16 protein-coding genes are annotated in these 15,753 nt (G+C 66.6%); 8 read left to right on the forward strand and 8 right to left on the reverse strand.

Annotated elements, in window-relative coordinates:
• The first annotated feature begins 13 nt into the window (after positions 1–13).
• The 3 genes from bamC (at position 14) to C4B30_RS35635 (ending at position 2,247) form a co-directional block, all read left to right on the forward strand.
• Positions 14–1,159, forward strand: a complete 1,146-nt coding sequence (gene bamC, locus C4B30_RS10855; protein ID WP_027784835.1) for an outer membrane protein assembly factor BamC — start codon at positions 14–16, stop codon at positions 1,157–1,159.
• A 4-nt stretch (positions 1,160–1,163) separates the two neighbouring features.
• A complete protein-coding gene (locus tag C4B30_RS10860; protein WP_027784834.1) occupies positions 1,164–1,940 on the forward strand; it encodes an MBL fold metallo-hydrolase in 777 nt (258 codons plus the stop codon).
• 103 nt (positions 1,941–2,043) lie between these two features.
• The gene (locus tag C4B30_RS35635; RefSeq protein WP_175888588.1) at positions 2,044–2,247 is read left to right on the forward strand and encodes a hypothetical protein; all 204 of its coding nucleotides are present in this window, start codon (positions 2,044–2,046) and stop codon (positions 2,245–2,247) included.
• Here C4B30_RS35635 and C4B30_RS36290 read toward each other — a convergent pair whose 3' ends face one another.
• Positions 2,248–2,493, reverse strand: a complete 246-nt coding sequence (locus C4B30_RS36290) for a hypothetical protein (protein WP_011657350.1) — start codon at positions 2,491–2,493, stop codon at positions 2,248–2,250. It lies immediately after the preceding gene.
• 56 nt (positions 2,494–2,549) lie between these two features.
• Entirely contained in the window at positions 2,550–3,770 is a 1,221-nt protein-coding gene (locus C4B30_RS10875; RefSeq protein ID WP_105132572.1) for a cupin domain-containing protein, read from the reverse strand.
• Between the two features lie 32 nt (positions 3,771–3,802).
• On the opposite strand from C4B30_RS10875, the gene C4B30_RS10880 reads away from it, so the two are divergent.
• Entirely contained in the window at positions 3,803–4,345 is a 543-nt protein-coding gene (locus tag C4B30_RS10880; RefSeq protein ID WP_027784832.1) for an FKBP-type peptidyl-prolyl cis-trans isomerase, read from the forward strand.
• Here the strand turns inward: C4B30_RS10880 and C4B30_RS10885 are convergent.
• Both C4B30_RS10885 and mutS read right to left on the reverse strand, forming a co-directional pair.
• On the reverse strand, positions 4,325–5,596 hold the full coding sequence (locus C4B30_RS10885) for a hypothetical protein (RefSeq protein ID WP_152777306.1): 1,272 nt from the start codon (positions 5,594–5,596) through the stop codon (positions 4,325–4,327). The two genes, C4B30_RS10880 and C4B30_RS10885, sit on opposite strands and share 21 nt — an antisense overlap.
• Positions 5,577–8,234, reverse strand: a complete 2,658-nt coding sequence (gene mutS, locus C4B30_RS10890) for a DNA mismatch repair protein MutS (RefSeq protein ID WP_027784830.1) — start codon at positions 8,232–8,234, stop codon at positions 5,577–5,579. Before mutS ends, C4B30_RS10885 begins: the two co-directional genes overlap by 20 nt.
• Before the next feature lie 9 nt (positions 8,235–8,243).
• Here mutS and C4B30_RS35275 point away from each other — a divergent pair, with 9 nt between their 5' ends.
• Together C4B30_RS35275 and C4B30_RS10895 are read left to right on the forward strand one after the other, a co-directional pair.
• Positions 8,244–8,540 (forward strand): hypothetical protein, encoded by a 297-nt coding sequence (locus tag C4B30_RS35275; protein ID WP_143751619.1) that lies wholly within the window; start codon positions 8,244–8,246, stop codon positions 8,538–8,540.
• Positions 8,541–8,615: 75 nt separating this feature from the next.
• Positions 8,616–9,311 (forward strand): methyltransferase family protein, encoded by a 696-nt coding sequence (locus C4B30_RS10895; RefSeq protein ID WP_034185426.1) that lies wholly within the window; start codon positions 8,616–8,618, stop codon positions 9,309–9,311.
• Between the two features lie 117 nt (positions 9,312–9,428).
• On the opposite strand, the gene C4B30_RS10900 is transcribed toward C4B30_RS10895, so the two are convergent.
• Both C4B30_RS10900 and C4B30_RS10910 read right to left on the reverse strand, forming a co-directional pair.
• A complete protein-coding gene (locus C4B30_RS10900) occupies positions 9,429–11,051 on the reverse strand; it encodes an NAD(P)/FAD-dependent oxidoreductase (protein WP_027784828.1) in 1,623 nt (540 codons plus the stop codon).
• A 303-nt stretch (positions 11,052–11,354) separates the two neighbouring features.
• Positions 11,355–12,158: an inositol monophosphatase family protein gene (locus tag C4B30_RS10910; RefSeq protein WP_027784826.1), complete on the reverse strand. Its 804-nt coding sequence runs from the start codon at positions 12,156–12,158 to the stop codon at positions 11,355–11,357.
• A gap of 281 nt (positions 12,159–12,439) precedes the next feature.
• Here C4B30_RS10910 and C4B30_RS10915 point away from each other — a divergent pair, with 281 nt between their 5' ends.
• Both C4B30_RS10915 and cysE read left to right on the forward strand, forming a co-directional pair.
• A complete protein-coding gene (locus C4B30_RS10915) occupies positions 12,440–13,264 on the forward strand; it encodes an RNA methyltransferase (protein WP_027784825.1) in 825 nt (274 codons plus the stop codon).
• 278 nt (positions 13,265–13,542) lie between these two features.
• Positions 13,543–14,316: a serine O-acetyltransferase gene (cysE, locus tag C4B30_RS10920; RefSeq protein ID WP_027784824.1), complete on the forward strand. Its 774-nt coding sequence runs from the start codon at positions 13,543–13,545 to the stop codon at positions 14,314–14,316.
• Positions 14,317–14,359: 43 nt separating this feature from the next.
• On the opposite strand, the gene C4B30_RS10925 is transcribed toward cysE, so the two are convergent.
• Positions 14,360–15,160, reverse strand: a complete 801-nt coding sequence (locus C4B30_RS10925) for a UDP-2,3-diacylglucosamine diphosphatase (RefSeq protein ID WP_027784823.1) — start codon at positions 15,158–15,160, stop codon at positions 14,360–14,362.
• A gap of 27 nt (positions 15,161–15,187) precedes the next feature.
• The gene (locus tag C4B30_RS10930; RefSeq protein WP_027784822.1) at positions 15,188–15,679 is read right to left on the reverse strand and encodes a peptidylprolyl isomerase; all 492 of its coding nucleotides are present in this window, start codon (positions 15,677–15,679) and stop codon (positions 15,188–15,190) included.
• Positions 15,680–15,753 lie beyond the last annotated feature (74 nt).

Raw genomic sequence — 15,753 nt, forward strand, 5'->3', positions numbered from 1 at the left:
GACGAAGGATTTCATGAAACGTTTCGCCATTTCCTCTCGCGCCATCCAGTTGTCGGTGGTGGCGCTGGCGCTGGGCGCGCTCGCTGGCTGCGATACGCTGAACGACTACCTGGCCCCTGACCGGGTCAACTACAAGAATACCGGCTCGGCGCCGCCGCTCGCGGTGCCGAGCGACCTGAAGCCGGTGCCGACGACGCAGCAGTTCGTCGCGCCGCCGACCAACGCCGGGCTCGGCACGCTGCCGCCGCGGGCCACGACGCAGGCCGGCAACGCGACCGACGGCATCCCGAGCGCGCAGGATCCGCTCGGCATGCACATCGAGCGCGACGGTGACCGCCGCTGGCTCGTCGTCGACGGCCGAACGCCCGAGCAGCTGTGGCCGATCCTGAAGGAGTTCTGGCAGGAGAACGGCTTCTCGCTGAAGACCGATGCGCCGTCGACGGGCATCATGGCCACCGACTGGGCCGAGAACCGCGCGAACATTCCGGACGACTGGTTCCGCCGCACGATCGGCAAGGTCATCGATTTCGCCTATTCGTCGGGTACGCGCGACCGCTTCCGCACGCTCGTGAACCGGACGTCGGACGGCAATACCGACATCTCGATCACGCACAGCGCGATGGAAGAAATGATGGTCGGCCCGCAGGGCGGCACGTCGTCGCGCTGGGAAGAGCGTCCGCGCAACCCGGTGCTCGAAGCCGTGTTCCTGTCGAAGCTGATGCAGAAGTTCGGCCTGACCGACGCACAGGCGAAGCAGTTGCTGACCGATGCGCGCCCCGCGACGGCGCCGGCGCAGGTCGGCGACACGAGCGGCGGCGCAGCGACGCTGCAACTGGCCGAGTCGTTCGACCGCGCGTGGCTGCGCGTGGGCCTGGCGCTCGACCGGACCAACTTCACGGTCGACAATCGCGACCGCGAGAAGGGCGTGTACACCGTGCGTTACGCGAACTCGATGGAAGAGCTCAAGCGTGACGGCCTGTTCGGCAAGCTGTTCTACGGCGGCCCGTCGGCGGCCAAGCCCGGCAAGGAATATCTGATCAACGTGCGTTCGCAGGGCAATGGCGGTACGCAGGTCGCGGTGGTCGGCGCGAACGGCCAGGTCGACAACTCGTCGGACGCGCAGCGGCTCATTTCGCTGCTGCACGCGCAGCTGAACTGAGCGCGTGCGATTCTCCAGCCTCGGAAGCGGCAGCGAAGGCAACGCGCTCGTCGTCGAGGCCTCGAGCGGCACGACGACCACGCGCGTGCTGCTCGACTGCGGCTTTTCCGCCAAGGAGGTCGAGCGCCGGCTCGGCCGACTGAATCTCTGCATCGCCGATCTCGATGCGATTCTCATCACCCATGAACACAGCGACCACGTCGGCAGTGCGCTGACGCTCGCGCGCCGTGCCTCGCTGCCGCTCTACATGAGCTGGGGCACCGCGCGCGCGGTCGGCGCGGACGAGGCCGATGTCGATCTCCACGTGCTATGGGGCGACGAGACGGCCGCGATACGCGATCTGGCCGTGATGCCCTATACGGTCCCCCACGATGCGCGGGAACCGCTCCAGTTCGTCTTCACGGACGGAAGCCGCCGGCTCGGCGTGCTGACGGACGTCGGGATGGCCACGCCGCACATCACGGCCGTCCTGAGCGGCTGCGACGCGCTCGTGCTCGAATCCAACCACGATACCGCGATGCTCGCCGCCAGCCGCTATCCGCAGTCGCTGAAGGCGCGGATCGGCGGCAACCATGGCCACCTGAGCAACGACGCGGCGGCCGACATCCTCGCGTCGCTCGAACGCAGCCGTCTCCAGCATCTGGTCGCGGCTCATCTGAGCCAGCAGAACAACCTGCCGGAACTGGCTCGCCGGGCGTTTGGCGGCGTACTCGGGACGGACGGGGAAGACGTGATCGTGGCCTCGCAGGACGCGGGCTTCGACTGGCTGATGCTCGGATGAGCGGGGCAGGGCCGCTGCGGCGGCTCCAGGCGGCTGGCGGCCGCTCGATTCGAAAGCGACAGACGTAAAAAAACCGGCCCTCGGGCCGGTTTTTTTTCAGCTAATGCTGAAGGCTTACTGGCTTGCGCCCGAAGCCGGAGCAGCCGTCGCTGCCGAAGCAGCCGACGCCACTGCAGCAGCAGCGTCGCTCGCAGCAGCCGTTGCCGACGAAGCAGCAGCCGAAGCGTCGCTCGCAGCACCAGCAACTGCCGAAGCAGCCGACGAAGCAGCAGCCGAAGCGTCGCTTGCAGCCGACGAAGCAGCTTGATCAGCGCTCTTGTTGCAAGCAGCCAGTGCAACAGCAGCCAACAGGGAAGCTACGAGGAGGGATTTCTTCATGATCACGTCCTTTTATGGTTAAAGGTAAGCAACAGCGCGAAACAATACCGGTAATGTGCTCCAACACCGACCTGGGCCGCTGGTGGAGACGCACTTCTAGAGCGTGAATCTTCCCTACGGCTTGGGCGGAAATTATATGCACTTTCCTATCGACCGTCGACAAATGCGGGGTCAATACGTTGTCTTTCCCATACAGAATTTGATCTGGACGGGCATACGGGGCGACTCACACTAATTCCGGCTTCCGACCCGTATCCAGCCCGCACGATACCACTCGTGCAACAAGGCTGTCATCGAGGGAACCCGGGATAGTGTTACAAACCGTTTCGCCTCCATCTGGCGGTGATTGGCCAGTTCGGGCAGCCATTCATCGGCTTGCTCGAGCGGTCCTTCCTCGCCATTAATGAAGTACGAGCGCGCGTTATACATCAATGCGGCCCTTCTGTCGAGACTCACGCCACGGCGGGACGCTTGCGTGACGAACGCGGCCTCGGACAGCGGACGCTCCGGCGCGTCGAAAACGACGTTCGATTTGGGCTCGCTCAGATAGCAGCCGAGAAATTCGGCGACGTCGCGCTTGCGCCAGCGGATCGCGTCGACGATCTCGGCGACCCGTTCGACCATGGCCGGCGGCAGTTGCGCGGGCGCGTCGACGGCCGGCTGCTTCGGATCGCGGTAGAGATCGTCGCCCCCCGCGTCGCGCAGGCCGCCGCGCTCCGCGAGGTAGTACAGGAACTGGGCGCCCAGCTCGCCGGCGGACGGGGCCCGGAAGCCGATCGAGCAGGTCATGCACTCGCCTTCGGCGACGCCGTCGTGCGCGATGTGCGGCGGCAGGTACAGCATGTCACCGGGCTCCAGCACCCATTCGTCGCTCGGCTCGAAGTTTTCGAGGATCTTCAGCGGTACGTCCGGCTGCAGCGACAGATCTTTCTGCGCGCCGACCCGCCAGCGGCGCCGGCCTTCGACTTGCAGCAGGAATACGTCATATGAATCGAAGTGCGGGCCGACGCCGCCGCCGTCCGTCGCATACGAGATCATCAGGTCGTCCAGCCGCGCGTCGGGGATGAAGCGGAAGCGGTCGAGCAGCGCGCGGGCCGCGTCGACGTGCAGGTCGAGTCCCTGCACGAGCAAGGTCCAGGATTTGCGCGTGACCGCGGGCAGCGAGTCCGGCTCGAACGGACCCTGCGCCAGTTGCCACTTGTTACGAAAATGGGTGATCAATCGCGATTCCGCGTCATAGTCGGCGGCGAGCTCGAACAATGCCTCGCGCGTGACCGGGGATGCGACGCCGGGGATCGCCTGGCGGATCAGCAGCGGCTTCTTTTGCCAGTAGCCGCGCATGAATTGCGCCGGCGTGAGACCGCCGAGCAGCGGCGTGGGAAGATCGGGGGGCGGCGCGCCGAGCGTGGCCGCAGCGGTATCCCGCGGTTCGGCTTGAGACCGGTTGGGCATCGTATAATGAGACTTGTAATTGGGAGAATTGGATGAAGATCGCAAAAAACACCGTCGTATCGGTCACTTACAAGCTGTCGGACACACAGGGCAATCTGATCGAGGAAAGCGACGAGCCGATGGTCTATCTGCACGGCGGCTATGATGGCACGTTCCCCAAGATCGAGGAACAGCTCGACGGGCACGAGGCGGGCTACCAGGCGCAGATCCAGCTCGAGCCGGAGGACGCGTTCGGCGACTACGATCCCGAGCTCGTGAAGATCGAGCCGCGCGATCGTTTTCCCGAGCCGCTCGAAGTGGGCATGCAGTTCGAAGGCACGCCGGAAGACGCTGACGAGGAAGTCGACTCGCTGATCTATACGGTCACCGATATCGCCGAAGACAAGGTCGTGCTCGACGGCAATCACCCGCTGGCGGGCATGGCGCTGCGTTTCGCGCTGACCGTGAAGGACGTGCGCGAAGCCACCGAAGACGAAATCGAGCACGAGCACGCGCATGGCGCGGAAGGGCTGGAGATCGTCGACGAGGATGACGACGAGGACGGCGAAGCGCCGTCAGGGCGTACCCTGCACTGAGCTTGCCGGCAGGCCCGGCGCCGGCCCTGATGCGGGGGGCGGTGCCGGCCACGACGCGCCGCCTGGTGCGGCGCCGTCGCCCTGCAACGGCGGCGCGACCGACGACGAGTCGGGCAGCGCCGGCAGCGCGGGGATTTCCGGCATCTGCGGCAGCGGCACGTCGTCGCGCGGCACGAGCGGCAGCGTGGGCGGTACCGGCAGGTTCTTCGGCACCTCCTGCAGGCTCACGTTGAAGATCGTCTGCCGCGCCGGCGAGACGGTCACCTTGACCCACTGATTCGCCGGATTGCGCGGTCCGATCGCAACGCGCGTCACGTTTCCTACCAACTCACCGTCGTCGGCATGCAGCGGACGGTCGATCAGAAAGCCGTTCGCCAGCGGTTCGCCGCTCGCGTGCATCACCAGTATCGGGCCGCGGAACGTCGCCGCCGCCTTCACCAATGTTCGTTTCAGTTCACGGAAGCCGTCGCGTACGCGCGGCCGGTTGAAACGCAGCCACGCGAAGCGCTCCGAGCGTTCGTAGCGTTCGAACTGCGGATCGCCCTCGAAAATCACGACCATCGCGCGCGCTTCGCGCCGCTTCGCATATTCGGCCGTATGGTCGATCCAGAAGCCGTTCGCGATGATGCGGTCCTCGAATTCGCCGTTGCGGCCGCCCGCCGTCGAATAATGGTTGTTCGGCGCCGGCGCGTTGAGTGCGACGTAGACGATGTCGTCGCGCATCCAGCGCGCGTTCTCGCGATATGGCCGGAACCGTGCGACTTCGCTCTCCCGCGTAATCTGCAGTGCACCGGGGTCGGGCAGCGCCGAGTCGGCGAGCAGTGTCTGTCGCAGGAAATCGAGCCGCTCGACCGGATCGTACCCGCCGCCGGCCGCGGTGTTGCACGCGATCCAGTCGTCGTGCCCGGGAATGAACACGAGCGGCACGCGCGCCGAATCCAGGATCGCGCCGCGCTGCGAATACAGCGTGTCGCGGCATGCTTCCTTCGAACCTTTGATGTCGCCCGCGTAGACGACGAACGCGAGGTTGCGCTCGCGTGCGATCGCATCGAGCAGCCGCTGCGCGGCCGGTTCGTCAGACGGCCCATTGATGACGCCCGACACGACCGCGAACGAGTAGGGCGCGGCACTGCGCTTGGGCGGCGCGGCCAGCGCACCGGCCTGCGCCAGCGCAAGCAGTGTCGCGGCGAGCGCGGCGGCGGCGCGGGCCGGCAGGCCCCGCGCAATGCGCTTACGCGTGCCCGTCGGCATCGTGCGACCGGACCAGCGTGCGCAGTTCGTACAGCAGGTCGAGCGCCTCGCGCGGCTTGAGATCGTCGGGATCGATGTCGCGTAGTTTCTCGAGCGCCGGATGCGGCGCGTCGGGCAGCGCCGGCGCGTCCGCGCATTCGAGATCGTCGATGGCCGCCGGCGGCGCGCTGAAGAGGTCGAGTTGCGGCGTGTGCTGGGATGCCGACTGCTGTTCGAGGTACGCGAGGTGCTTGCGCGCGGCGCGGATCACGGGCGCCGGGACGCCTGCGAGCTGCGCGACCTGAAGGCCATAGCTCTGGTTCGCCGGGCCTTCGTTGACCGCGTGCAGGAACACGATCCCGTGGCCGTGCTCGACGGCCGACAGGTGGACGTTGGCCGCCTGCGGGAATTCGGCCGGCAGTTGCGTCAGCTCGAAGTAGTGCGTCGCGAACAGCGTGTAGCACGCGTTGTGCGCCAGCAGGTGGCGCGCGATGGCCCAGGCGAGCGCGAGGCCGTCGAAGGTCGACGTGCCGCGGCCGATCTCGTCCATCAGCACGAGGCTTTGCGGCGTCGCGTCGTTGAGGATCGCCGCGGCTTCGGTCATCTCGACCATGAAGGTCGAGCGGCCGCCCGCGAGATCGTCGGCCGCGCCGATGCGCGTGAAGATCCGGTCGATCGGGCCGAAGCACGCCGATTTCGCCGGCACGTAGCTGCCCACGTACGCCATCAGCGCGATCAGCGCGGTCTGCCGCATGAACGTGGACTTACCGCCCATGTTCGGCCCGGTGATCAGCAGCAGTTTGCGCTCGGTGCCGAACCGGCAGTCGTTCGCGATGAACTGCTCGACCTGCGCTTCGACGACCGGATGACGACCCTGCTCGATTTCGATGCCGATCTCGTCGGTGAAGGTCGGCGCGACCCAGTCGAGCGCGCGAGCGCGTTCGGCGAAGGCGGCCAGCAGGTCGAGTTCGGCGAGGGCCGATGCGACGCGCTGGCACTCCGGGATGAACGGTAGCAGCGCCTGCAACACCGAGTCGTACAGCGCGCGCTCGCGCGCCAACGCGCGCTCCTGTGCGGACAGCGCCTTGTCCTCGAAGGTCTTCAGTTCCGGCGTGATGTAGCGTTCGGCGTTCTTCAGCGTCTGGCGGCGGCGGTAATCGTCGGGCACCTTGTCGGTCTGGCCGCGCGTGACCTCGATGTAGAAGCCGTGCACCTTGTTGTATTCGACGCGCAGGTTCGCGATGCCGGTACGCGCGCGCTCGCGCGCTTCGAGATCGATCAGGAACTGCCCGCAGTTCTCCGAAATGTCGCGCAGCTCGTCGAGCTCGGCATCGTAGCCGCGCGCGATCACGCCGCCGTCGCGCACCATCGCGGCCGGCTCGGTCGCGATCGCGTTCGTCAGCAGGTCGAGGCATTCGGCGGGTGGCGCGAGCGCTGCATCGACGCGCGCGAGGGCATCCGCGTTCGCGACGATCGCGCCGATGCGCTCGCGCAGTGCCGGCAGCGCGGCGAACGTGTCGCGCAGGCTCGACAGGTCGCGCGGGCGCGCGGACAGCAGTGCGAGACGTCCGGTGATCCGTTCGACGTCGGCGATCTGGCGCAGCGCGCTGCGCAACGCATCGAGGCTCGCGTTGGCCGGTGCGTCCAGCAGCGCGCCGATCGCCTGTTGGCGCGACTGCGCGGCAACGGAGGCGCGCGGCGGGTGATGCAGCCAGTGGCGCAGCAGGCGGCTGCCCATCGTCGTGCAGCAGGTGTCGAGCAGCGAATACAGCGTGGGCGACTCGGTGCCGCGCAGCGTCTCGGTCAGTTCGAGGTTGCGGCGCGTAGCCGGATCGAGGCCGATGTATTCGGTTTCGTTCTCGACCTTCAGGCTGCGCACGTGCCGCAGTTGCTGGCCTTGCGTGGCCGCCGCGTAGAGCAGCAGCGCGCCGGCCGCGCCGCATGCGCTCGTCAGCGAATGCGCGCCGAAACCGTCGAGGCTCGCGACGTCCAGCTGGTCGCACAGGCGCTGCGTGCCCGACGCGATGTCGAAGTGCCAGGCCGGCACGCGCTTGCTCGCACCCACGCCGGCGGGAATGGCATCGGTTGCGCCGTCCGGCGTCAGGATTTCGGCCGGCCGGATGCGTTCGAGCGCGGCGGCAAGCTGCTCGGGCTCGATTTCGGCGAGCCGCAACGCGCCGCTCGCGAGGTTCAGCCACGCGAGGCCGATATTGACCGCGACACCGCGCTTGTTGTGGCCGGTGCACATCGCGAGCAGGTAGACGTCGTTCTTGTCGGACAGCAGTGCGGCATCGGTCAGCGTGCCGGGCGTGACGACGCGCACGACCTTGCGCTCGACCGGGCCCTTCGACGTGGCCGGATCGCCGATCTGCTCGCAGATCGCGACCGATTCGCCCATTTTCACGAGCTTCGCCAGATACTGTTCGACCGCGTGATGCGGGACGCCGGCCATCTTGATCGGCGTGCCGGCCGACGCGCCGCGCTGCGTGAGGGTCAGGTCGAGCAGACGTGCCGCTTTTTCCGCATCCTCGAAGAACAGCTCGTAGAAGTCGCCCATCCGGTAGAAGACGAGCGTGTCCGGATGATCGGCCTTGATGCGCAGGTATTGCTGCATCATCGGGGTATGGCCGGCAAAGGCCTCGGGCGACAGCGTGGTCATAGGTCAGGCATGAAGTTGTTGCTTGGGTTGCCCGAGTTTACCAGTGGCTTCGACGTGTACGCGCGAAGTTCGCCATTCGGCCAGTTGTTGGCGATGGCGCACAGTCGAGATTTGACGGACGTACTCACCCGATTGCCCACCCGCAAAGGGCCCGACTTTGCCGAACTGCTCTCGCAGCGTTGGGCGCCCGGCGCCATCAAACTGATTGAGCGGCACGTCGGTCGCGAGTCCGAACGTGGGTCGGCTCTACCATTTGCCGATGCTCTCGGGACTTACACCAATCAACCCCGCAAAACCGAAACTTAAATACGTTTAAATGGAATGCGCGTGCTAGCCTGAAACGGCAATATATAAAAACGCAATAAATAACGGGGCACGAACATGAAGCAGGCCATAGGAGAAGCGGCGGGCGCATGCTCGCAAAGTACCGCGGCGCTGCCCGCTGGAGGGGGCGCAGATGAATCGGAGCGGATCGATCTGATCGAGCTTGGCGCACGCGTGTTGTCGGTAACCGTGCTGGGCGTGTTTGCTTATCTGATTTATATGTCGTGGCGATCGGATCCGAGCCGGATCACGCTGATCCTGCTGCTGGTCTCCGCGGTACTGACCGTCGGCATGTCGGCTTTTGCGAAATTGCCGACGCGACGCGACTGGCACCCCGTCGCGGTGTGCTTTTCTCTTGGCGGGTCGTTCTATTGCCTCGCCTACCAACTGACCGCCAGTACGCAACTGATTCCGGAGTGGGCCGGAGGCACCTGGCAAATTTGCGGGATTGCGTGGCAACTATTCGCGAAGCTGTCGCTGGGGCGCTCGTTCGGCCTGCTGCCAGCCAATCGCGGAGTCGTCTCGACGGGTGCGTACCGGTTCATGCGTCACCCGATCTATGTCGGTTACCTGCTGTCCGAAATCGGTTTTCTGCTCTCGAACTTCAGTACCCGAAACGCTCTCACGATCGGCGTCTGGATGCTGTTGCAGATCGGGCGAATCAGAATGGAAGAGCGGGTGCTGTCGGAAGACGCGGATTATCGTGCGTACAAGACGAAGGTCCGGTACCGGTTGATTCCAGGCGTGTTTTGACGGGAACGCCGAAAGCGCGCAATGGCTGGGCGTCGATGACGCGCATGGGCGCGGCGGACACGCGAAAGCCGGCGCGCTCGGGTCACGGACCTTCGCGCGCCGGCCCCGTATCGCAGATCAGGACGCGTGCGTCGACGTCAGACTGAGCGCCACCGCCTGCGCGACCTCGATCCCGTCGATCGCCGCCGAATAGATACCGCCCGCATACCCGGCGCCTTCGCCGGCCGGATACAGGCCTTCGACGTTCATGCTCTGGTAGTCGTCCTTGCGCCGAATCCGGATCGGCGACGACGTGCGCGTTTCCACGCCGGTGAGCACGGCATCGTGCATCGCGAAGCCGGCGATTTTCTTGTCGATCTCGGGCAGGGCTTCGCGAATCGCTTCAATCACGTAGTCCGGCAGCGCGGTGCTGAGATCGGTCGGATTCACGCCGGGTTTGTACGACGGCTCCACGGCGCCCAGCGACGTCGACGGCCGGCCCGCGATGAAATCGCCGACCAGTTGGCCCGGCGCGCGGTAATCGCCGCCGCCGAGTTCGAACGCGCGTTCTTCCCATTTGCGCTGGAACGCGATGCCGGCGAGCGGGCCGCCCGGATAGTCGTCCGGCGTGATGCCGACGACGATGCCCGCATTCGCATTGCGCTCGGCGCGGGAATACTGGCTCATCCCGTTGGTGACCACGCGGCCGGGCTCCGAGGTCGCGGCGACCACCGTGCCGCCCGGGCACATGCAGAAGCTGTAGACGGCGCGCCCGTTGCTTGCGTGGTGGACCACCTTGTAGTCGGCCGCGCCGAGCTGCTTGTGGCCCGCGAACTTGCCGAAGCGGCTGCGATCGATCAGCCCCTGCGGATGCTCGATGCGAAAACCCAGCGAGAACGGCTTGGCTTCGATGTAGACGCCGCGGTCGTGCAGCATCTGGAACGTGTCGCGCGCGCTGTGGCCCACGGCCAGTACCACGCGGTCGCACCGCAGCGTTTCCCCGTTCGACAGCTTGAGCGCGCGTACCTTGCCCTGGTCGATTTCGATGTCGTCGACGCGGGTTTCGAAACGCACTTCGCCGCCGAGTTCGTGGATCGACGCGCGCATTTTTTCCACCATGCTGACGAGTCGGAACGTGCCGATGTGCGGCCGGCTCAGATACAGGATGTCCTCGGGTGCGCCGGCCTTGACGAATTCGTCCAGCACCTTGCGGCCATAGTGGTTGGGATCCTTGATCTGGCTGTACAGCTTGCCGTCGGAAAACGTCCCCGCGCCGCCTTCGCCGAACTGCACGTTGGATTCGGGATTGAGCACGCTCTTGCGCCACAGGCCGAAGGTGTCCTTGGTGCGCTCGCGCACGGCCTTGCCGCGTTCGAGGATGATGGGACGGAACCCCATCTGCGCGAGGATCAGCCCTGCGAACAGCCCGCACGGCCCCATGCCGATGACGACCGGGCGCAGGAAATCGGCGTGTTCGGGCGCCTTGGTGACGAAGTGGTACGTCATGTCGGGCGTCACGCCGCAATGCGGCTTGCCGGCGATGCGCTCGAGCGCGGCTGCTTCGTCGTCGACTTCGACGTCGACGATATACGTAAGCTTGATGTCGGCGCGCTTGCGCGCGTCGTGCGCGCGGCGGAACACGGAGTAACGGAGCAGCCCGTCTTCCGCCACGCCGAGCTCCGCGAGGCGCGCGCGAATCGCGGCCTCGAGCGCGCTGTCGGGGTGATCGAGGGGGAGTTTAATTTCGCTTAGCCGTAACATGGGGACTCGGATGCGATTGCCACGGCGCCGTGGCGGTGTTGATACAGGCGGGCCGGCATGCCGGCGGCGTCGTTCGCCGCGCGGGCATGCCGGACGCAAACCATGCGCTGTCGTTGCGGGACCAGCGGTGCGGGCGGCAGCACGCCGATCCGTACGGGCAACGCGAGCAACTTCAGGATAGGCGCACGAAGCGACCCGTGTGCACGGAAGATTTTCCCGCGTTTCGGGCGATCGTCGCGCCGTCGTGACGACGCCGCGCGAGCGGTTTGCGCGAAAGCCGCGCCACGCGGGCGCGGCCCGGGCTTACTCCGCTGCCGGATGCACGCGGCTGTAGCGGTTCAGGATCGGGATCATCTGCGCGTAGATCTTCGGGTTCGCGGCGACGATCTCGTGGCGATGCAGGAAATCGGCGTCGCCCGTGTAGTTGCCGACGAGGCCGCCGGCCTCGGTGATCAGCAGGCTGCCCGCCGCCATGTCCCACACGTTGATGCCTTGCTCGAAGAATGCGTCGAGGCGGCCGGCCGCGACGTTCGCGAGATCGAGCGCCGCCGCGCCCGGGCGGCGCAGGCCCGTGCAGGCCTGCGTCATCTCGGTGAAGAGGCGCGCGTATGCGTCGAGGCCGTCCTTCTCGCGGAACGGGAAGCCCGTGCCGACCAGCGCGTCCGACAGACGGTCGCGGCGGCCCACGCGGATGCGGCGGTCGTTCAGGTACGCGCCGCGGCCGCGGGTGGCCGTGAACAGGTCGTTCTTGTTCGGATCGTAGACGACGGCCTGCGTGACGACGCCCTTGTGCTCGAGCGCGATCGATACGCAGTAGTACGGGAAGCCGTGGATGAAGTTGGTCGTGCCGTCGAGCGGATCGATGATCCACTTGAATTCGGATTCGTTCTCCGATGCGCCCGATTCCTCCGCGAGGATCGCGTGGTCGGGGTAGGCGGTCTTCAGCGTCTCGATGATCGCGTCTTCGGCGGCCTTGTCCACTTCGGTGACGAAGTCGTTCTGCTGCTTCTTGCGGATCTCGATCAGGTCGAGATCGAGGGACGCACGATTGATGATCTGTCCGGCGCGGCGCGCAGCCTTGACAGCAATGTTGAGCATGGGATGCATGAGCCTGGATCCTGTAGCCGGCGGCACGGGCCGCCACGAAGTGGGACAACCGCCCGGAACGGCGCAAGCGTGCCGGGGCGAGGTGAGACGCGAATTGACAAAGAGCGGGGTACGACCCGCGCTGCGCGGTGCGCAACGCGTAAAGGCATGATTTTACCCGATTTTCGCCGGTTTCAGGCGACCGGCATGCGGGGAAACCCCCACTGGCCGTCCGGACGAGTGGGTTTGCGGGGGCGATGGCGATACCATACGGCCATTCTGATGAACCGAGTCGTATCGTAGTGGAAACCTCGCAGAACACCGCCGCGCCGTCCGAATCGGGCGCGGCCTCGTCCTCGCCGCCGTCCGGCGGCTTCACGTCCACTCGCTTCGTGCTCGTCGAGCCGAGCCATCCCGGCAACGTCGGGGCGGCCGCCCGCGCGCTGAAGACGATGGGCTTCTCGCGCCTCGTGCTGGTCGCGCCGCGCGTGCCGCACGTGCAGAGCGACCCGGAGGCGATCGCGATGGCCAGCGGCGCGGACGACGTCCTCGCGTCCGCGCACGTCGTGCCGACGCTCGGCGAAGCGCTGTCCGGCGTTCACTGGTCGATCGCGCTGACCGCGCGCACGCGCGAATACGGGCCGCCGCGCCTCGCGCCGCGCGCGGCCGCCGCGCAGGCGAGCGCGCAGGTCGGCACGGGCGACATCGCACTCGTGTTCGGCAACGAGCGCACCGGTCTCGCGAACGAGCATGTCGAGCAGTGCAGCGCGCTCGCGCACATTCCGGCCAATCCGGCCTACAGTTCGCTGAATCTCGCGCAGGCCGTGCAGGTGCTCGCGTACGAGTTGCGCGTCGCGTTTCTCGAGCAGGCGAGCGAGCCGTCGGCGCAGCCGCAGGCCGAAGTCGGCACGCTCGCGCGGAGCGACGAGATCGAGGGGATGTACGTGCACCTCGAGAACGCACTGATCGCGCTCGACTTCCTCGATCCACGCAATCCGAAGAAGCTGATGTCGCGGCTGCGGCGCCTGTTCGCGCGCACGGGCCTCGAGCGCGAGGAGGTCAACATCCTGCGCGGCGTCGCGAAGCACATCCTGCTGAAATCGGGCAAGCCGGGCGACGACGCGTAAGGGGTCGGCGCTCCGGCCCGACGGATGCGTCGTTTGGTCGGCTCGTCACGCGTTGACCAGCCCTAAGCGCCGCGTCCGGCTATCGTCTGACCGCCCCCGGAAACCCCGCCCCAGCATGCGTCCCGGCGAATACCCGCGCCGGCGGCGGGGTGAACATGCGACCGCGTGCGGCCGCGCGCGACTGGCCCTACAATCGCCGGACGTCATAAGCAAATGACCCGGCGCGATAACGGCCGGCATTGCCGGCGATGCGCGCCGGCCTTTTCCCAGATCACATCATGTTCACGAGACTGCGCGAAGACGTTGCAACGATTCGCGAGCGGGATCCCGCCGCTCGCAGTGCATGGGAAGTGCTGACCTGTTATCCGGGGCTGCATGCGCTCGTGCTGCACCGTTTCGCGCACGCATGCTGGCGCGCGAAACGCTACTGGCTCGCGCGGTTCGCGTCGCAGGCCGGCCGATTCCTGACCGGGATCGAGATCCACCCCGGCGCGACGATCGGCCGGCGCGTGTTCATCGATCACGGCATGGGTGTCGTGATCGGCGAGACGGCGATCATCGGCGACGACTGCACGATCTACCAGGGCGTGACGCTGGGCGGCACGTCGCTCACGCGCGGCGCGAAGCGCCACCCGACGCTCGAGGCCGGCGTGATCGTCGGCGCCGGCGCGAAGGTGCTCGGCGGTTTCACGGTCGGCGCGGGCGCGAAGATCGGCTCGAACGCGGTGGTCGTCAAGCCGGTGCCGGCGGGCGGCACGGCGGTCGGCAATCCGGCGCGCATCGTGATGCCGGCGCAGCCGAAGCCGCAGCCCGAGCGGGCGGCGTTCTGCGCGTACGGGATCACGCCGAATGCCGACGATCCGATGTCGCTCGCGATTCACGGGTTGATCGATCACGCGGCGAAGGAAAGCCGCCGCGTCGATGAAATTGTCGCCGCGCTCGAGCGGCTCGGCACGCATCTGGAAACGCTGCAGGGCGCCGACGCGGCGCGCCTCGACCTGCGCAGGCTGTCCGCGGTGCTGGAAGGCAAGACGGTCGAACGCCAGATGTAACGAACGAGCAGGGCGCCGACGGCTGCTGGTCGGCGCGGCGGCGTCAGTCGAGCGGCATCGCATGGATGCCTTCCGCATCGACGCGCAGGTAGCCGCCGCGCGGCGTGCCGTGATCGAGATCCCAATCGGGCAGCACCCAGCGGATCCCACCCGCTTCCGCGTGACACGCGGGGCGGTGCGTGTGGCCGTGAATGATCACGCTCGCGCGGCTTTTCCGGAACAGCGCGGCCACGCCTTCGCGCGTGACGTCGTAGATGGCCGAAGCAGGGCGCATGCGGCCCGCTTCGCTGGTCGAGCGCATGCGCTGCGCGAGTGCGCGGCGCCAGCGGAGCGGCCACGCGAGAAACAGCCATTGCGCGACGCGGTTGCGCGCGAAGCGACGGAACACCTGGTAGCCGCGGTCGGCTGTGCATTGCGCGTCGCCGTGCGCGAGCACGATGCGTTGGCCGAACGCCGTGATCAGCGAAGGATCGGGCAGCAGCATCGCGCCGGCGGCCTTCATGAAGCGCCGGCCGAGCAGGAAATCGCGATTGCCGTGCATCACGTAGAGCGCGATGCCGCGTTCCGAGAACGTGTGCATCAGCGCGGCCATGCGCGCGGCGAACGGATCGTCGTCGAGGATGTCGTCGCCGATCCAGTATTCGAACAGGTCGCCGAGGATGAACACCGAATCGGCGCTGTCGGCGGTGTATTTCACGAAATGCTCGAACGCGGCGACCGTCTTGGGAATCGCTTCGCTCAGATGCAGATCGGAGAGAAACAGGAACGGGCGTGCGGCTTGCGCGTACTCGCGCTCGCCCGGCACGCCCGCGGAGACGCTTCGCGGCGGACTCTCCTGCAACATCGAAGTGCCTCCGTAACGGCGGGTGGGTCAGACCACCACGGCCTTTTCGATCACGACGTCGTCGGCCGGCACGTCCTGATGGAAGCCGGCGTTGCCCGTCTTGACGCCCTTGATCTTGTCGACCACGTCCTGGCCTTCGACGACCTTGCCGAACACCGCGTAGCCCCAGCCCTGCGGCGTCGGCGACGAGTGGTTCAGGAAGTCGTTGTCGTTCACGTTGATGAAGAACTGGGCGGTCGCCGAGTGCGGATCGTTGGTGCGCGCCATCGCGACCGTGTAGTTGTCGTTCTTCAGGCCGTTGTTCGCTTCGTTGTCGATCGGCGCGTCGGTCGGCTTCTGCTTCAGGCCCGGCTCGAAGCCGCCGCCCTGGATCATGAAGCCGTTGATCACGCGATGGAACACGGTACCGTCGTAATGGCCCTTCTTCACGTAGTTCAGGAAGTTCTCGACCGTCTTCGGTGCCTTCTCGGCGTCGAGTTCGAGCTTGATCACGCCGTGGTTCGTATGCAGTTCAACCATGATGAATTCCTTCGATGAGGCGGTTTAAATGGCACGCGGCCGGTCGTGCGACGCGGCCGCGTGAGGCGCCGGAC

Origin of the sequence: Burkholderia sp. BE12, from assembly GCF_002959955.1 — a bacterium.
Lineage (GTDB): Bacteria > Pseudomonadota > Gammaproteobacteria > Burkholderiales > Burkholderiaceae > Burkholderia.

Bases quoted from the DNA above. Each gene is read 5' to 3' on its own strand.
- mutS (WP_027784830.1), bottom strand. From the start codon at position 8,234: ATGACCACGCTGTCGCCCGAGGCCTTTGCCGGCCATACCCCGATGATG.
- C4B30_RS10910 (WP_027784826.1), bottom strand. From the start codon at position 12,158: ATGCATCCCATGCTCAACATTGCTGTCAAGGCTGCGCGCCGCGCCGGA.
- C4B30_RS10930 (WP_027784822.1), bottom strand. From the start codon at position 15,679: ATGGTTGAACTGCATACGAACCACGGCGTGATCAAGCTCGAACTCGAC.
- C4B30_RS35275 (WP_143751619.1), top strand. From the start codon at position 8,244: ATGAAGTTGTTGCTTGGGTTGCCCGAGTTTACCAGTGGCTTCGACGTG.
- C4B30_RS35635 (WP_175888588.1), top strand. From the start codon at position 2,044: ATGCTGAAGGCTTACTGGCTTGCGCCCGAAGCCGGAGCAGCCGTCGCT.
- C4B30_RS10880 (WP_027784832.1), top strand. From the start codon at position 3,803: ATGAAGATCGCAAAAAACACCGTCGTATCGGTCACTTACAAGCTGTCG.
- C4B30_RS10900 (WP_027784828.1), bottom strand. From the start codon at position 11,051: ATGTTACGGCTAAGCGAAATTAAACTCCCCCTCGATCACCCCGACAGC.
- C4B30_RS10895 (WP_034185426.1), top strand. From the start codon at position 8,616: ATGAAGCAGGCCATAGGAGAAGCGGCGGGCGCATGCTCGCAAAGTACC.
- C4B30_RS10875 (WP_105132572.1), bottom strand. From the start codon at position 3,770: ATGCCCAACCGGTCTCAAGCCGAACCGCGGGATACCGCTGCGGCCACG.
- cysE (WP_027784824.1), top strand. From the start codon at position 13,543: ATGTTCACGAGACTGCGCGAAGACGTTGCAACGATTCGCGAGCGGGAT.
- C4B30_RS10925 (WP_027784823.1), bottom strand. From the start codon at position 15,160: ATGTTGCAGGAGAGTCCGCCGCGAAGCGTCTCCGCGGGCGTGCCGGGC.
- bamC (WP_027784835.1), top strand. From the start codon at position 14: ATGAAACGTTTCGCCATTTCCTCTCGCGCCATCCAGTTGTCGGTGGTG.
- C4B30_RS10885 (WP_152777306.1), bottom strand. From the start codon at position 5,596: ATGCCGACGGGCACGCGTAAGCGCATTGCGCGGGGCCTGCCGGCCCGC.